The sequence below is a fragment of the Dehalobacterium formicoaceticum genome (assembly GCF_002224645.1).
GTDB classification, from domain to species: Bacteria; Bacillota; Dehalobacteriia; order Dehalobacteriales; family Dehalobacteriaceae; genus Dehalobacterium; species Dehalobacterium formicoaceticum.
In genome coordinates this window covers 3,153,461-3,169,808 of sequence record NZ_CP022121.1, presented here as the reverse complement: position 1 = coordinate 3,169,808, position 16,348 = coordinate 3,153,461, and the positions used below count along the sequence as shown (strand labels likewise).

Here is a 16,348-nt window from a genome sequence, read left to right as displayed (position 1 = left end):
CTTGCTATATTATTAAATTGTTATCCGGCTTATTTTTCAATATGGTATTATGTTATCATGTTATCATGTTACTATGTTATTATGTTGCCATATTGTGTGTTATTATCTTATGATGATACTTGTGCAGTTGGATTTCCAACCGTAAGGAGGAGCAAAGGTGAGAATATTGGTAACCGGGGGGGCTGGGTTTATTGGCTCTAATTTTTTAAACCTGTTTGTGGCACGGTATCCGGAGCATCATTTTATCAATCTGGATAAACTGACTTATGCGGCCAACCTTCTTAACTTGACCGAAATCGAGAATCTGCCCAATTATACTTTTGTCCAGGGCGATCTCACGGATCGACCTCTTTTAGATCAAGTTTTTGACCGCTTTCAACCGGACCGGATGGTTCATTTTGCCGCGGAGAGTCATGTCGACCGCAGCATCTCCGAGCCTGGGGCCTTTATTTATACCAATATTCTGGGCACCTTTCATTTGCTGGAGATCTGCAAAAAAAACTGGCAGGAGAGTAACGGAAAATTCCGGGAGGGCACCTTGCTGCACCATGTCAGCACCGATGAGGTTTACGGTTCTTTGGGTGCAGAGGGTTTGTTCACGGAAGATTCCCGTTATGATCCCAGCAGCCCTTATTCTGCCTCCAAGGCCTCCGGTGATCATCTGGTGCGTTCCTACTTCCGGACTTATGGTCTCCCGGTGCTGATCACCAATTGTTCCAATAACTACGGGCCTTATCAGTTTCCGGAAAAGCTGATCCCTTTAATGATTTTACATGCCCTCGAAGGAAAACCGTTGCCTGTTTATGGCAAAGGAGAAAATGTCCGGGACTGGCTTTATGTGGAAGATCATTGTGAAGCCATTTGGACGGTTATGGAAAAAGGCATTTTGGGGGAGACTTATAATATCGGCGGTAATTATGAGCGTAAAAATATTGAACTTGTCCATACTATTTGTGACCTGTTAGGTGCAGAATTAAACCGGGATCCCCAGGAATTCAAGGATTTAATCGTCTTTACCAGGGACAGGCCCGGGCATGATCTGCGCTATGCCATTGATTCTTCCAAGATGATGAAGTTAGGCTGGCAGCCTAGGGAAACCTTTACCACCGGCCTGCAAAAGACGGTGCAGTGGTACCTCAATCATCGGCCCTGGGTGGAAAGTGTCCAGTCCGGTGCTTATCAAAATTGGATGAAGCAGCAGTATGATGAAAAGATCATCAAATAAGTGAACTCGTTCAGTTAAAGCTGAACATCCGGGCTTCTGATGGGGAATCTACCCCACCTGAAGTGAAAATAGGAGCTCCCACTTATAGAAATGGGAGTCTTGGAATTTGATAAATAAATTGGCAAATAAGCAAATAAGCTAATAGGCAAATAGGCAAATAGACTAATAGAATAATAGACAAGAATTTTTTAAGTGAAGGAGCATGTTGCAATGGAATGGATCAAAGATGCCATTAACGGCGTGATCATCAAAAAATTGACCAGGCATGTGGATGACAGAGGTTTTTTTATGGAGACTTTTCGTCTGGATGAATTGGCGGAGGGGCTGAATCCTGTGATGAGTTATATCGCTTATCTGGAGCCCGGCGCCATGCGCACCCCTCATGAGCATGAGGAAAAGACCGACGTGCTGGCCTTTCCCGGCCCGGGTAATTTCTTAATCAGAATCTGGGATCAGCGCAAAGGAAGCAGCACCCTTGGGCACTTGATGGAATTCTATGCCGGACAGGACAGTCCCATGAGCATTGTGATCCCCCCGGGGTTGATTCATGGCTATAAGAATGTGTCCCGGCTGGAAAGAGGCATGATCATGAATTTTCCGGATCGGCTGTATAAGGGTTGGGGCAAAAAAAATGAAGTGGATGAGATTCAGTATGAGGGTGCAGAGGAACTGGGCTGTACCATGGACTAATATTTCTTAACTGACTATCTGACTAATTGATTGCTGATTAACTAACTAACTAACTAACTAACTGACCAACTGACCAACTGACCAACTGACCAACTGAGAGATAAGGTGATCATATTTGCAGTTTTTATCGATTTTTCATGAAATAAATGGTGACCTCAAGGTAGTAGAAAAGGAACTAGAAAAATATGTGCTGACCCAGGAGCCTGAGCTGACCCTGGCCGCCGGTCATTTATTAAAGGCAGGGGGAAAAAGGATCAGGCCGGCCTTTGCTCTTTTGGCGGGTAAGTTTTATCGCTATGATTTTGAGAAAATTCTTCCTTTGGCCGTCGCCCTGGAAATCATCCATATGGCCAGTTTGGTGCACGATGATGTGGTGGATGCCTCTATGACCCGGCGGGGCCATCCCACGGTGAAGGCGAAATGGGGCAATCGGGTGTCCCTTCATGCCGGGGACTATCTTTCCGCCGTCGCCCTCAAGCTGATTTCCCAGTATCAGGACAAAAGGGTATTAAAGGTCTTATCCCGGGTCACCGTGGAGATGTGCCGGGGGGAAATCCAGCAGATCTCCGCTTCATTTGATGCGGAACAAAATTTGCGGGATTATTTATACCGTATCAAGCGGAAAACCGCCCTGCTGATCTCCGCCAGCTGCGAGCTGGGGGCGGTGGTGACGGAGGCCCCGGAAAAAATCGTACGCGCTCTCACCAGGTATGGCTATCATGTGGGCATGGCTTTTCAGATTACCGATGATATTTTGGATATGATCTCAGACGAAAAAGTACTGGGCAAACCCATCGGAGGAGATCTGAGACAGGGTATTATTACCCTGCCGGTGATCTATGCTTTGAAACACAGCCAGGAAAAAGAACACCTCCGGGAGCTGGTCACCAAACAGGTCAAATCCGAGGAGGAAGTGCAGGAAATTATACGTCTGATCAAGGATTCCGGTGCTATTAAATATTCCTTTGATATGGCCAATATTTATCTGAACAAAGCAAAAAAAGAATTAAACCGTTTACCGGATGTAAAGACTAAGAAGACCTTTAAAAAGCTGACAAGTTTTATTGGGGAGAGATCATTCTGACTTTCCTTTAAATCTTTATTTAAATTTTTAAATCTTTAGATATTTAGATCTTAAATCTTAAATCTTAAATCTTAAATCTTAAATCTTAGATCTTAGATCTTAGATATTTAATATATTTTGATATATTTAGATATATGTTGGAGGTAACTGTAACTATGAGAGAGATCGTAATCGGCACCAGGGACAGCGCTTTGGCCCTCTGGCAAGCCCGGTGGGTGGAACAGGAACTAAAGAAGCATTGGCCGGAATATTCCTTCCGGGTGGTGGATATCAAGACCAAGGGAGACAAGATCCTGGATGTGGCCCTGGCCAAAATCGGCGACAAAGGGTTGTTTACCAAAGAACTGGAAGTAAAGATACTAGATAGAGAAATTGATTTGGCCGTGCACAGCATGAAGGATGTGCCCACCATGCTGCCGGAAGGCCTGATTATTGGGGCCATGTGCAGGCGGGAAGATCCGGGGGATGTGCTGGTTTCCCACAAAGGATACCGGCTGGCTGATTTGCCACCGGGAGCCAAGGTAGGCACCAGCAGTCTCAGAAGACGGGCCCAGCTCCTCCGCTATCGGCCTGATTTTCAGCTTTATGATATCAGGGGCAATCTCAATACCCGTCTCGCCAAAATGGAGAAGGAAGATTTTGACGGCATTATCCTGGCAGCAGCCGGGGTGAAACGCCTGGGCTGGACGGAAAAGATCACGGATTATCTATCTTATGATGTTTGCCTGCCCGCCGTGGGACAAGGTTCCATTGGCATTGAATGCCGGGGGGATGATCTGGAAGTATTGAAAATTATCCGGGTGATCAATGATCAGGATGCTTTTGACGGGATCACGGCAGAACGGGCCTTTTTACGAAAACTGGAAGGGGGCTGTCAAATTCCCATTGGGGCATTAGGGGAAATGGAACAGGAGAGCATGACCTTGCATGGTCTGGTGGCCAGCCTGGATGGCAGCACCATTCTCCGGGATAAGATTACCGGTCTCCGGAGTGAAGCCGATCAACTGGGGCGCACTTTGGCCGACCGCTTGATTGATGCCGGAGCAGAAAAAATTCTCGCCGACGTACGAGAAGCGTTAGAATAGGGAGCAAGAGGCAAGAGGCAAGAGGCAAGAGGATAGAAGCAAGAAGTTAGAATCAAGAGATACGAGACAAAGGGCAAGAAACAAGAAATAAAAAGTATGAAGTAAGTATGAAATAAGTATGAAGTAAGAAAGAGAGGTTTCAGCAACAATGGCATACCCAATCGTGAGAATGAGAAGATTGCGAGGTTCGGAAACCCTGCGCAGCATGGTGCGGGAAAACCGTGTATCTTTAGATGATTTGATTTATCCTTTGTTTGCCATCTACGGGGAAAATGTAAAAAACCCGGTGCCCTCCATGCCCGGGGTTTATCAAATGTCCGTGGACAATCTGGTCAGGGAATGTGGGGAAATTGTCCAATTAGGCATCAAGGCCGTGCTCCTCTTCGGCATTCCGGAGCAAAAGGACGAAATCGCATCCGGAGCCTATGATGCCGACGGTATTGTCCAGCAAGCTATTATGGCCATCAAAAAAGCTTACCCCGAGCTTTATATCATTACCGATGTCTGCCTTTGTGAATACACCAGCCATGGCCATTGCGGCATGATTCAGGGAGATCGGGTGCTGAATGACCCCACCCTGCATTATCTGGCGGAAACCGCCTTATCCCATGCCGCCGCCGGGGCGGATATGGTGGCTCCTTCCGATATGATGGACGGCCGGGTGGGAGCCATCCGCAAGAAGCTGGATAGCCACGGCTTTGGCCATATTCCCATAATGGCTTATTCCGCCAAGTATGCTTCCGCTTTTTACGGACCTTTCCGGGATGTGGCGGATTCTGCCCCGCAGTTCGGCGACCGGAAAACCTATCAGATGGATCCGGCAAACGGCAATGAAGCGATCAGAGAAACCGCCCTGGATATTGAAGAGGGCGCCGATATGGTGATGGTAAAGCCGGGCCTAGCCTATTTGGATTTGGTGCGCCGGGTAAAAGATGAATTTCATTATCCCACGGCGGTCTATAATGTGAGCGGCGAATATTCCATGGTCAAGGCTGCGGCCGAAAAGGGCTGGATTGACGAAAAAGCGGTGGTCATGGAGCTGCTCCTCAGCATGAAACGGGCCGGAGGGGATCTGATTATTACTTACCATGCCAAGGATGCGGCCCGCTGGATGGGGGAAAAATAAATTGATCGTTTCATGGAATACCACTAATCAATGTAATATGTACTGCGGTCATTGCTACCGGAATGCCGGGGTCAAGATAGAGGAAGAGTTATCGACGGCAGAAGGCAAAGCCCTGCTGGATGAGATCAAAAAAGCCGGCTTTAAGATTATGATTTTCTCCGGGGGAGAGCCTCTCCTGCGGCCGGACATTTTTGAACTGGTGCAGCATGCGGTGGGCTTGGGGCTCAGAACGGTCTTCGGCACCAATGGAACCCTGATTACCCCGGAAACCGCTAAGCGGTTAAAAGAACTGGGCGTTATGGGCATGGGTATTTCCCTGGATAGTCTGGATCCCGCCAAGCATGATGAGCTGCGCCAGATGAAAGGCGCCTGGGCGGGGGCAGTGCAAGGGATGAAAAACTGTAAGGAAGCGGGGCTTCCCTTTCAGATTCATACCACGGTCATGGACTGGAATCAGGATGAAGTCCTGGCGATCACGGATTTTGCCGTGCAAATGGGGGCTGTGGCCCATCATCAATTCTTTTTGGTGCCCACAGGCCGGGGCAAAGAAATTGAAGATGAAGCCTTAAAGGTAGAGCAGTATGAGTCTTTGCTTTCACAAATCATGAAAAAACAAAAGGAGGTTGATATCGAATTAAAACCCACCTGCGCTCCTCAATTTATGCGCATCGCCAAGCTGGAGGGCATGGATCTGCGCTTCAGCCGGGGCTGTCTGGCCGGAACCCATTATTGCATTATCAGCCCCACAGGATTGGTGCAGCCCTGCGCTTATATGGATCAATATATCGGCAATGTGCGGGAGGTGCCCTTCAGTAAGATCTGGGCGGAAAACCAAGTCTTTCAAAACCTGCGTACCATGGAATACAAGGAGGGCTGCGGCACCTGCGCTTTTAAAGTCAAGTGCGGAGGCTGCCGGGCCCGGGCGGCTATCTATCATGAAGGGGATTATATGGCGGAGGATCCCTGGTGTCTTTATCGGGGGTAGGAGCCCAGAATGAAACAAAGAACCGTCCCCTGTTTGACCAGAAAGGAGAAGTGATGTTAGATGCATAAAGGATATGAAAAATCGAAGAAGCTTTTTGCAGAGGCCAAGGAGTATATTCCCGGCGGTGTCAACAGTCCCGTGCGGGCCTTTAAGTCCGTGGGCGGTGATCCGGTCTTTATCACCCGGGGTGAAGGATCAAAAATCTACGATGTGGACGGCAACGAATATATCGATTACGTCCAGTCCTGGGGACCGCTGATTTTAGGTCACCGTCACCCCAAGGTGATGGCAGCCCTCGCCGACTGTTTAGAGATCGGCACAAGTTTTGGTGCCCCCACCGAGCTGGAGATCAAAATGGCCCAAATGGTCACCAAGGCCGTGCCCTCCATGGAATTGGTGCGCATGGTTAATTCCGGCACCGAGGCCACCATGAGTGCCCTGCGCTTGGCCCGGGGTTTTACCAAGCGGGACAAGATTGTCAAATTTGAAGGCTGTTATCATGGCCATGCGGATTTTCTCCTGATCAAGGCCGGTTCCGGTGCTTTGACCATGGGTGTGCCGGACAGCCTGGGCGTACCCCAGAGTGTGGCAGGGAATACCATTGTCGCCCCCTATAACAACATCGATGCCCTTCGCAAGATCTTCCAAGAGCAAGGGGAAAATATTGCCGCCGTGATCATCGAGCCGGTGGTAGGGAATATGGGCTGCGTACCCCCCAAAGAAGGTTTTCTCCAGGATTTGCGCAGCTTAACCGCAGAATACGGCACGCTTTTAATCTTTGATGAAGTAATGACCGGTTTCCGGGTTGGTTACGGCGGAGCCCAGGGACGTTACGACATTACCCCGGATCTCACGACCTTGGGCAAGGTCATCGGGGGCGGACTACCCGTAGGGGCCTTTGGCGGCAGAAGAGATATCATGGAATGTGTGGCCCCCCTGGGCCCGGTCTATCAGGCAGGCACCTTGTCCGGCAATCCTTTGGCCATGACGGCAGGGATGACGAACCTGGAAATCCTAAGTGCACCCGGGGTCTATGAGGAACTGGAAAGTAAATCCGCCATGCTTGCGGAGGGTCTGGCCCAAGCGGCGGAAGAAGCGGGCGTATCCTGCTGGTTTAACCGGGTGGGAGCCATGTTCTCCTGCTTCTTTACATCGGTGCCGGTGGTTGATTATGCCTCAGCCACCACCTCTGATACGAAAAAATTCACCGCCTGGTTTTGGAAGATGCTGGAGCAGGGTAGTTATTTTGCCCCTTCCCAGTATGAAGCCGGGTTTATGTCCCTGGCCCACTCCGAGGAGGATATTAACCGTACCATCGAGGCAGCCCGCATTGCTTATCAAACGGCGGCCCAGGTGTAAAAACAAAAACAAATTAAAATTATTCAAGAATATTTTTGAAGATGGGAGGGATAATAGAAGTACACACTCACTTCTCCATTAAACCTCCTTGAACCAACAAACCCGACAGGTTGTTCTGCCGGGTTTGTTATTTTCCATACTATTTCACATTCCCCATATTAATCCATTAAAAAACACCTCGTGTTTTAAACACGGGGTGTTTCGTCTTCCTGATCCTGAAGCAGATATATTTTCAGCTCTTGTTTGCCGAAATGGATCGCTTCTTGATGGGTATTCATAAAGATATCAATACGCCTTCCTTTGATAGCTCCGCCGATATCGTCAGCGGTGAAAATACCCAGTCCTTCTACAAAAACCTTGCTGCCTAAGGGGATCACCTTTGGGTCCACGGCGATGGTATGCCCGGGCAAAGCCTTGGCGCCGGTCTTGGTAATACCATCAATTTTGTTGCAGCACTCCAAACAGGCATCGTATGCCGTGGCTGTGACCGTTAGGGATTCTCCAATGCTAAACCCGGCTAATGAAAAGTAAGTCATGACAGTTTGTTCATCATGCAGATCCTGGTGATTATCTGCGGCGTAAGCGGGCAGTCAATAGCCGAAGCTGAGTGCAATACTCATGAGCAAAGTCAAGATGAACTTTTGCACAATTATTGAACCCTCCTTTACGCCCATATCATGTGTAATTTTTATTTTTTTACGCTAGCAAAATCAGGAAGCTGAAAAAGGTTCTCCTTAGCTTTGGCGATGTGCTTGACCGTTAATTCTTCGGCCAGAACCGGATCATGTTTTGCTATTGCCTCCAAGATTTCCCGGTGTTCCCGGATTGCCAACTTCGCCCGGCCGCTGGTATGAAAAGAAATATTTCGGTAGCGCTGGATCATATGATGCAGATCCGTCAGGGTATGCTGCAGGGTGCGGCTCTTGCTGTACTCAAAAATTTTTGCATGAAACTGAGAATCCAGTTCGTTAATGGGCTCAATGGAATTTTTCATATGATAAAATTCCTGCAAGTCCAAAATATCCGTAAGTTCTTTGACTTGTTCTTCTGTGATATGGAGGGCGGCACGGTTGGAGGCCAAACCCTCCAGGCGCATGCGCATGTCATAAATATCATCCAAATCCTGCATACTGATTCCGACCACCTGAGCGGTGCGATTGGGTGTGATTTGCACGAAGCCTTTTTGTTCCAGCATGCGAATCGCTTCCCGCACCGGAGTACGGCTCACGCCCATTTCGGCAGCCAGCTTTAATTCGATCAGATGCTCGCCGGATTTGATGGTTCCGTTCAGGATTTTTTCTTCCAGCTCTTCAAAAACGCGGTCGCTTAAGGAAAGAGGCTGGTCCGGGTGATGATGTTTTTGATTCATTATCATTATCAGTCTCCTAATTCAATCTCCTGATTTGTTCTTGCTCCCGCTCTTCCGCTCTACTTGGTTTTGCCGAATTGAGGATCATAGTCCTGGATAACCGCGATCAGCTCCTCATCAGAGATGCTGGTGGTGCGTCCCGTTTCATAAGCTTGATCCACCCAATTTTTTATGTGTTGTACCATGGGATCGTTTTTGCTCAAAGCCAATTCATCTTGCAAATGATAATAGTCGTTGATCCAAAAGGCAATCCCGGCCAGACCGGAAGTGTTGCTCACCGCTACAGCAGCGGTTTTGTTCAATAATAATTTGGTGTCAAAGATGTTATAGATTTCTTCGTCTTTTAATAGTCCGTCGGCATGAATGCCCGCCCGGGTGATATTAAAATTCTTCCCGACAAAAGGCGTCATGGGGGGAATGTGATAACCGATTTCCTTTTCGAAGTATTCCGCGATTTCCGTAATCACGGTGGGATCCATGCCATCGAAAGATCCCCTGAGGGAGGCGTATTCAAAGACCATGGCCTCCAAGGGCACATTGCCGGTCCGTTCGCCGATGCCCAATAAGGAACAATTGGCGGCACAGCAGCCGTACAGCCAAGCCATGGTAGCGTTGGTCACCGCCTTGTAGAAGTCGTTATGACCATGCCATTCTAGCAACTCCGAAGGAACGTCGGAATAATGCTGCAAGCCGTAAATCAAACCGGAAACGCTGCGGGGCATGGCGACACCGGGTAAAGGAATGCCGTAACCCATGGTATCACAAACCCGAATCTTGATGGGAATCCCGGATTCTTTGGACAAGGCCATCAATTCGTTGACAAAAGGCACGACAAAACCATAATAGTCGGCCCGGGTGATATCTTCCAGATGACAGCGGGGACGAATGCCCACATCCAAAGCCTGCTTGACCACAGATAAATAACCATCCATCGCTTGTTTGCGGGTTTTGCCCAGTTTATTAAAAATGTGATAATCAGAGCAGCTGACCAGAATACCGGTTTCCTTGATGCCCATCTCTTTCACCAGCTGAAAATCACCTTTGGTCGCTCTGATCCAGGAAGTGATTTCCGGGAACTCATAGCCCAGTTCCATGCATTGGTGCACCGCCTCCCGGTCTTTTTCGCTGTAAATAAAGAACTCTGTCGAGCGGACGATGCCTTTGGGACCGCTTAAGCGATGCAGCATTTTATATAAATCGACAATTTGTTCTACGGTATAAGGAGCACGAGATTGCTGCCCGTCCCGAAAGGTGGTATCCGTGATCCAGATTTCTTTGGGCATGCCGATGGGTACCGCCCGGAAGTTAAAGGGAATCTTGGGTACCTCGGTATAAGGATAAATTTCACGGTATAGATTGGGTTCACTAACGTCCTGTAATTTATATTTGTATGGGTCCTGTTCCAGCAGATTGCTGTGGTTGTTTGGTTCGATCAATGTGCTCCCTCCTCACGATTAGCTTATTACTTCGATATTTTAGGATTATTGGATTAATATAGATGATAGTTGATAGATGATTAATAGAGATGATAATCCGATAATCTTGTATGAAGTATAGAATGATCATATGATATCATTGTATACAATGATACAAGTATATAATATCAGGTGGCAAATCGTCAAGATGGAAAAGTCGAAAGCAGAAAGCAACGAGCGAAACATAAAAATAATGTAGAAATTACACTTTATTTACATCTTATTCCTTGATTTATTTGTCAAATTGTAGTAGAGTTTGTATGTTGGTTTTTTTGGATGTATTTTGTATTTGTTGAACTATTTTGCTTATAAAGATTTTTTATGTGGAAAGGGGAAAGGGAAGGTTGAAAGGGTTTGATTTTACTTTCCCTTTGGCTTTTCCCTTTTTGTTTGAGATAAATAAATTATGTTAATCATTTAATTTTTCTACCAACAATCTAAATACTAAACAATTTGGCTAATTGGTCTAATGTCTTGGTTTTACTAACCAACTGACTGCTAACCAACTAACCAACTACCCGAAGGGAGAAACCATGCCCCACAACAAAAACATCCGTACATACCTCTCATCCCCCCACATGAGCGCCGAAGGTTACGAAATGCAATACATACAAGAGGCCTTCGATACCAATTGGATTGCTCCCCTGGGAAAGAACGTCAATGAATTTGAGAATGAATTAGCTGCTAAGGTTGGTGCAAAGCATGCAGCGGCTTTAGTATCCGGCACTGCTGCCATTCACCTGGCTCTGAAAGCTGCCGGAATTAAAGAAGGGGATATAGTGTTCTGCCCAACCCTTACTTTTTCTGCCACAGCTAACCCAATAATTTATCAAAATGCTACTCCTGTCTTTATTGACAGTGATTATGAAACTTGGAATATGGATCCCAAAGCATTGGAAGCAGCCTTTGAAAAGTATGGTGACCGGGTAAAGGCTGTTTTAGTTGTGCATTTATATGGTTTGTCGGCTGATATGGATCCCATTGTTGAATTATGCAGGAAGCATAATGTAACGTTAATCGAAGATGCGGCGGAATCATTGGGAACTACTTATAAAGGTAAACATACAGGAATCATTGGTGATTATGGCATCTTTTCTTTTAATGGAAACAAGATCATTACTACCTCCGGTGGAGGCATGCTCATTTCTGATATTGAAGAAAGAATTGCCAAAGTTCGTTTTTGGGCAACTCAATCCAGGGATAAGGCAATACATTATCAACATAGTGAGTTAGGTTACAACTACAGAATGAGCAATGTTCTTGCCGGGATTGGGAGAGGTCAGTTAAGAGTATTAGATCAAAGAATAGCTAAGAAAAAATACATATTTGAGTTTTATAAAAGTGAGTTGGGAGGGCTTGAAGGAGTTCGGTTCATGCCCATTAATGATTGGAATCAGCCAAATTATTGGTTATCTTGTATCACTTTACATGGAAAAGTTAGGCCCTTAGATATTATAGAGGCACTCGAGAAAGAAAATATTGAATCAAGGCCGATTTGGAAGCCTATGCACATGCAACCTTTCTTTGAAAAGTATGATTACATTGGTGGAGATATTAGTGAGAAGCTCTTTGAGAACGGTGTGTGTTTGACAAGTGATACCAAGATGACGGATGGGGATCTGGAAAGAGTTTGTGGGATTATTAAGGGACTGTGGTGATATATATGCAGTCTGAAGTTAAAGAAGGTGTTACCCCTTCCAACTGTCCAACTGACCAACAGGCCAACCAAAAAGGCATCTATCGAAGATTTCTTAAGAGGCCGATGGACTTTATTTTGTCGTTAATGGCAATTATTGCTTTAAGCCCGGTACTTTTCATTGTGGCGATACTTGTTAGAGTGAAGCTGGGCAGTCCGGTGCTGTTTAAACAGAAAAGACCTGGACTTAATGAGAAGATCTTCAATATGTATAAATTTAGGACAATGACTGATGAGAAATCCGCGAATGGTGAGTTGCTGCCAGATTCAGTTAGACTGACTAAGTTTGGTAGAATGCTGAGATCAACCTCATTAGATGAACTTCCGGAGCTGTTCAATATATTGAAGGGCGATATGAGTGTTGTGGGACCGAGGCCTTTATTAATTCAGTATTTGCCACTTTATAATAATCATCAAAAACGTAGACATGAGGTAAGGCCTGGTCTATCTGGTCATGCGCAAGTGAATGGCCGGAATGCTATTAGCTGGGAAGACAAGTTTGATCTTGATGTAGTGTATGTAGATAATGTGAGTTTCTTCGGAGACTGGAAGATTATTTTTCTTACGATAAAAAAGGCATTTGTAAGAGAAGGGATTAGTTCAGATACAACGGCAACAATGGAGGTATTTAAGGGTAATAAAGAAGTGTATAGCGGAAAGGGATAAACATGAAAGATTTAATTATTGTTGGAGCTGGTGGATTTGGACGGGAATTGCTCCAGTGGGTTAATGACATTAATATGATTCAAACAAAATGGGAGATTAAAGGCTTTATAGATGATAATTTAAATGCCTTAGATGGCAAGAAGTGTGATTATGCTGTTATAGGAAGAATACAAGATTGGGAACCGAAAGAAACTGAAGTATTTGCATGTGCAATTGCAAACCCAAGAACAAAGGAAAAAATAGTAACTTTACTTAAATCAAAAGGGGCTTCGTTTGAGACAATAATTCATCCATCAGCTGTAATAGGAGAGTTTAATAAAATTGGAGAAGGCTTAATCGCTTATCCAAACTCTGTTATAACGACAAATACAGAAGTCGGTGATTATGTAACATTATTATCGTCTGGAATTGGACATGATGCAATAGTGGGCGATTTTTCTACAATATCTTCCTATTGCGATATTACGGGAGGGGTTCAGCTAGGGAAGAGAGTTTTTTTGGGAAGCCATGTCACAATAGTACCAGGTAGAAAAATTGGTGATGATGCTTATGTTGGGGCAGGAAGTGTAGTAATAAAGAGTGTAAAACCAAATACCAAAGTTATTGGAAATCCGGCTAAGAAAATATTAATTTGATATAGAAAAACTGTGAATAAGTAAATAAAAGATAATTTAGTGGATTAATTTCAGAAACAAAGGACGTGAATTAATGGCTATCGGGATTAAAGCAATCGAATATGTGTTGCCTGAGAAAGTATTGACAAATAAGGAATTAGAGCAAATATATGGCGATTGGACAGCCGAAAAAATATTAACTAAAACAGGGATAGCATCACGGCATGTTGTATCTGAAGGAGAGTGTGCATCTGATTTAGCCGAACAAGCAGCGCAGAAGTTATTCAATTCTGGCGTTATATCACCGGAGGAGATTGATTTTATCTTGCTAGCAACACAAAGTCCTGACTATCAATTACCCACAACAGCTTGTATACTACAAGATCGGTTAGGAATACCTCAATCAGCAGGAGCATTAGATTTTAATTTGGGTTGTTCTGCTTACATATATGGACTAGCTATGGCAAAGAGCTTTATTAATACGGGGATAGCAAAGAATGTTTTATTATTAACGTCAGAAACCTATACAAAACATATACACCCATTAGATAAAAGTACCCGCACAATTTTTGGCGATGCAGCGGCAGCTACATTAGTTAGCGAAGATGGTCATGAAATTGGCAACTTTGATTTAGGCACTGATGGCAGTGGTAAAGACGCATTAATTATTCCATCCGGCGGATCTAGAATACCCCGATCTAAAGCTACTGCTGTAGAGATAGAAGATAATGGTTCAATTCGTTCACAGGATAATCTTTTTATGGATGGAACAGAGGTGTTTAGCTTTACCATACGGGTAGTACCTGAAAGTGTTAATAATATATTAAGAAAACATAATCTGAGTATGGAAGACATAAATCTGTTTGTTTTTCACCAAGCAAACGAATTTATGTTGGACTTTTTGAGGAAGAAGTTAAGAATACCAAAGGAGAAGTTTTACATAAACATGCAGGATACGGGAAATACGGTATCATCTACAATACCTATTGCATTTAAACGGGCCCAAATAGAAGGACGTATACAAAAAGGTGATAGAGTTTTACTCTGCGGTTTCGGTGTTGGACTGTCATGGGGCAGTACCATAATTACATACTAGGGAAAGGGGATTAACACTTGATTCTATCTACCTTTGAAAATTTAAAAATAAGCGGAATTGCTTGTGCTGTTCCAAAAAAGAAAGATATATTGCTTGATAAATATGGATCTGTTTTTGGCGAAGAAGATGTTCTAAAATTCAGTAAAATGACGGGAGTTGTATCGCGCAATATATCCGCCAAAGAACAAACTGCGTCTGATCTAGCATTTGTTGCAGCAAAAAACCTAATGAAACACAAGCAAATTGAAGCATCTTCAATTGAGGTACTGATTTTCGTAACGCAAACACCGGATTATATAATGCCATCCACAGCTTGTATACTGCATCACAGATTAGGACTTAGTAAAGATTGTTTAGCCTTTGATATTAACCTGGGATGCTCCGGTTATATATATGGATTGCAAACAATTTCCTCACTTATGCATAGCAGTAATATAAAAAGAGGTTTATTGCTAGTTGGTGACACATTAAATAAAGTTATTGCTCCGGAGGATAAATCCTCTTGTATGTTGTTTGGAGATGCAGGGTCGGCAACTTTATTGGAGAAAAGGCAAGATGCCCCAATCATACAAACTGCTTTGAGGATGGATGGTGATGGATTTAAAGCAATTATTGTACCAGCAGGTGCCTATAGAAATATGGATGCACCAAAAGAGCGGACACTATGGGGCGATGGAAATATTCGTTCAGATTTTGACTTATATATGAATGGTACAGATGTGTTTAATTTCACGATATCAGAGGTTCCTATGTTAATTAAGGAATTTATGGCGGAAATTAATACAAATGTAGATGATTATGACGGCTTAATACTACACCAAGCAAATGAATATATACTTAAGCAAATTATGAAACGGACTAAGTTTCCAAAAGAAAAAACACCAATATCTATGGATCGGTACGGGAACACAAGTGTAACATCTATTCCTTTGACAATAACTGATGCATATGGAAGCATAAACAATGGAGCATTAAAATTATTAATGTGCGGATTTGGTATAGGATTATCATGGGGAGTAGTGTCTTGTGTACTGGAAACAGATGATGTTTTACCGATTATTGAAACTGAAGAAATATATATGGATGGAGGGGTAAGCCATGATTAATCCGATGGACTTATCCGAAAAACTTATTCTTGTAACAGGGGCATCGTCTGGAATCGGCAGGGCAACTGCTATTCAGTTAAGTAAACTAGGTGGAAAGATTGTGCTTGTGGCAAGGAGTGAAGATAAACTAAATGAAACCCTCAAGATGATGGAAGGAGAGGGACATGCAGTCTATCCTTTTGACTTAAAAGGAATTGATAAAATAGAAGGTCTAATTAATCAAATTGTGCAAGAGAATGGAGCCTTAAATGGTTTAGTTCATTGTGCGGGGATAGCGCCAATGCGACCATTAGGATCAACTAAATATGACTTCCTACATGATGTTATGGTGATAAATTTTTACTCCTTTGTTGAGGTGGTACGATGTGCATCAAAAAAGAAAAAATTTGTAGAAGGTGCAAGCTTTATTGGAATGTCATCAGTAGGAAGTCAATCTGGCGATAAATCCAAAATAGCTTATTGTGCTTCAAAGGCAGCAATGGATGCAGCAATAAAATGTATGGCAAAGGAACTTGAATCTAAGAAAATACGAGTGAATACTGTGGTAGGTGGATTTGTAAAAACTGATATGTATAGTGCGTATGTTGATAATGCTGGAGAAGAAACATTTGATATGCTCGTTCTAGGAAGACAATATCAAGGAATGGGTGAGCCGCTTGATATAGCGAATGCTATGGCTTATTTGCTCAGTGATGCTTCTAAATTCATTACCGGTACGGGATTTGTAGTAGATGGTGGTTATTTATCATAGCAAACATAAAAAGCAAAAAAT

The 16,348-nt window shown here is 44.3% G+C and carries 16 protein-coding genes; 13 read left to right on the top strand and 3 right to left on the bottom strand.

Translation table 11 applies throughout. The features are described from left to right. Nucleotides 1–157: 157 nt before the first annotated feature. The 7 genes from rfbB to hemL all read left to right on the top strand — a co-directional run bounded on the left by rfbB (nt 158) and on the right by hemL (nt 7,554). Complete coding sequence (gene rfbB, locus CEQ75_RS15395) at nt 158–1,225, top strand: dTDP-glucose 4,6-dehydratase (RefSeq protein ID WP_089611979.1); 1,068 nt, start codon at nt 158–160, stop codon at nt 1,223–1,225. Between the two features lie 210 nt (nt 1,226–1,435). Beyond that, nucleotides 1,436–1,915 carry a dTDP-4-dehydrorhamnose 3,5-epimerase family protein gene (locus CEQ75_RS15390; protein ID WP_089611978.1) on the top strand — a complete coding sequence of 160 codons (480 nt, stop codon included), beginning with the start codon at nt 1,436–1,438 and terminating at the stop codon, nt 1,913–1,915. A gap of 115 nt (nt 1,916–2,030) precedes the next feature. Beyond that, a complete protein-coding gene (locus CEQ75_RS15385; RefSeq protein WP_089611977.1) occupies nt 2,031–2,999 on the top strand; it encodes a polyprenyl synthetase family protein in 969 nt (322 codons plus the stop codon). Nucleotides 3,000–3,154: 155 nt separating this feature from the next. Beyond that, nucleotides 3,155–4,084: a hydroxymethylbilane synthase gene (hemC, locus tag CEQ75_RS15380; protein WP_089611976.1), complete on the top strand. Its 930-nt coding sequence runs from the start codon at nt 3,155–3,157 to the stop codon at nt 4,082–4,084. A 148-nt stretch (nt 4,085–4,232) separates the two neighbouring features. Further along, nucleotides 4,233–5,210, top strand: coding sequence for a porphobilinogen synthase (gene hemB / locus CEQ75_RS15375; RefSeq protein ID WP_089611975.1), 978 nt, complete (start codon nt 4,233–4,235; stop codon nt 5,208–5,210). Between the two features lies 1 nt (nt 5,211). Next, nucleotides 5,212–6,195 carry a putative heme d1 biosynthesis radical SAM protein NirJ2 gene (gene nirJ2 / locus CEQ75_RS15370; protein ID WP_089611974.1) on the top strand — a complete coding sequence of 328 codons (984 nt, stop codon included), beginning with the start codon at nt 5,212–5,214 and terminating at the stop codon, nt 6,193–6,195. 60 nt (nt 6,196–6,255) lie between these two features. Next, nucleotides 6,256–7,554, top strand: a complete 1,299-nt coding sequence (gene hemL, locus CEQ75_RS15365) for a glutamate-1-semialdehyde 2,1-aminomutase (RefSeq protein WP_089611973.1) — start codon at nt 6,256–6,258, stop codon at nt 7,552–7,554. A 185-nt stretch (nt 7,555–7,739) separates the two neighbouring features. Here the strand turns inward: hemL and CEQ75_RS19260 are convergent, their stop codons facing one another. The 3 genes from CEQ75_RS19260 to CEQ75_RS15350 form a co-directional block, all read right to left on the bottom strand. Next, nucleotides 7,740–8,090, bottom strand: a complete 351-nt coding sequence (locus tag CEQ75_RS19260; RefSeq protein ID WP_089611972.1) for a 3D domain-containing protein — start codon at nt 8,088–8,090, stop codon at nt 7,740–7,742. A 152-nt stretch (nt 8,091–8,242) separates the two neighbouring features. Beyond that, nucleotides 8,243–8,929 carry a GntR family transcriptional regulator gene (locus CEQ75_RS15355; protein WP_089611971.1) on the bottom strand — a complete coding sequence of 229 codons (687 nt, stop codon included), beginning with the start codon at nt 8,927–8,929 and terminating at the stop codon, nt 8,243–8,245. Between the two features lie 53 nt (nt 8,930–8,982). Further along, entirely contained in the window at nt 8,983–10,359 is a 1,377-nt protein-coding gene (locus CEQ75_RS15350; protein ID WP_089611970.1) for a beta/alpha barrel domain-containing protein, read from the bottom strand. A gap of 572 nt (nt 10,360–10,931) precedes the next feature. Between CEQ75_RS15350 and CEQ75_RS15345 the strand changes: the two genes are divergently transcribed. From CEQ75_RS15345 to CEQ75_RS15320, 6 genes are all read left to right on the top strand, one after another. Then, a complete protein-coding gene (locus CEQ75_RS15345) occupies nt 10,932–12,056 on the top strand; it encodes a DegT/DnrJ/EryC1/StrS family aminotransferase (RefSeq protein ID WP_089611969.1) in 1,125 nt (374 codons plus the stop codon). Nucleotides 12,057–12,133: 77 nt separating this feature from the next. Beyond that, nucleotides 12,134–12,760 carry a sugar transferase gene (locus CEQ75_RS15340; protein ID WP_198306737.1) on the top strand — a complete coding sequence of 209 codons (627 nt, stop codon included), beginning with the start codon at nt 12,134–12,136 and terminating at the stop codon, nt 12,758–12,760. 2 nt (nt 12,761–12,762) lie between these two features. After that, nucleotides 12,763–13,395: an acetyltransferase gene (locus tag CEQ75_RS15335; protein ID WP_089611967.1), complete on the top strand. Its 633-nt coding sequence runs from the start codon at nt 12,763–12,765 to the stop codon at nt 13,393–13,395. A gap of 73 nt (nt 13,396–13,468) precedes the next feature. Then, nucleotides 13,469–14,470 carry a ketoacyl-ACP synthase III gene (locus CEQ75_RS15330; protein ID WP_089611966.1) on the top strand — a complete coding sequence of 334 codons (1,002 nt, stop codon included), beginning with the start codon at nt 13,469–13,471 and terminating at the stop codon, nt 14,468–14,470. Between the two features lie 17 nt (nt 14,471–14,487). Further along, nucleotides 14,488–15,576: a 3-oxoacyl-ACP synthase III family protein gene (locus CEQ75_RS15325; RefSeq protein WP_089611965.1), complete on the top strand. Its 1,089-nt coding sequence runs from the start codon at nt 14,488–14,490 to the stop codon at nt 15,574–15,576. After that, on the top strand, nt 15,569–16,327 hold the full coding sequence (locus tag CEQ75_RS15320; RefSeq protein ID WP_089611964.1) for an SDR family NAD(P)-dependent oxidoreductase: 759 nt from the start codon (nt 15,569–15,571) through the stop codon (nt 16,325–16,327). Before CEQ75_RS15325 ends, CEQ75_RS15320 begins: the two co-directional genes overlap by 8 nt. The last annotated feature ends 21 nt before the right edge of the window (nt 16,328–16,348 follow it).

Excerpts from the sequence above, each read along its gene's own strand:
- CEQ75_RS15320 (WP_089611964.1), top strand. The coding sequence starts at position 15,569 with ATGATTAATCCGATGGACTTATCCGAAAAACTTATTCTTGTAACAGGG.
- CEQ75_RS15330 (WP_089611966.1), top strand. The coding sequence starts at position 13,469 with ATGGCTATCGGGATTAAAGCAATCGAATATGTGTTGCCTGAGAAAGTA.
- CEQ75_RS15390 (WP_089611978.1), top strand. The coding sequence starts at position 1,436 with ATGGAATGGATCAAAGATGCCATTAACGGCGTGATCATCAAAAAATTG.
- CEQ75_RS15345 (WP_089611969.1), top strand. The coding sequence starts at position 10,932 with ATGCCCCACAACAAAAACATCCGTACATACCTCTCATCCCCCCACATG.
- CEQ75_RS15335 (WP_089611967.1), top strand. The coding sequence starts at position 12,763 with ATGAAAGATTTAATTATTGTTGGAGCTGGTGGATTTGGACGGGAATTG.
- hemB (WP_089611975.1), top strand. The coding sequence starts at position 4,233 with ATGGCATACCCAATCGTGAGAATGAGAAGATTGCGAGGTTCGGAAACC.
- CEQ75_RS19260 (WP_089611972.1), bottom strand. The coding sequence starts at position 8,090 with ATGACTTACTTTTCATTAGCCGGGTTTAGCATTGGAGAATCCCTAACG.
- hemL (WP_089611973.1), top strand. The coding sequence starts at position 6,256 with ATGCATAAAGGATATGAAAAATCGAAGAAGCTTTTTGCAGAGGCCAAG.
- CEQ75_RS15355 (WP_089611971.1), bottom strand. The coding sequence starts at position 8,929 with ATGATAATGAATCAAAAACATCATCACCCGGACCAGCCTCTTTCCTTA.
- hemC (WP_089611976.1), top strand. The coding sequence starts at position 3,155 with ATGAGAGAGATCGTAATCGGCACCAGGGACAGCGCTTTGGCCCTCTGG.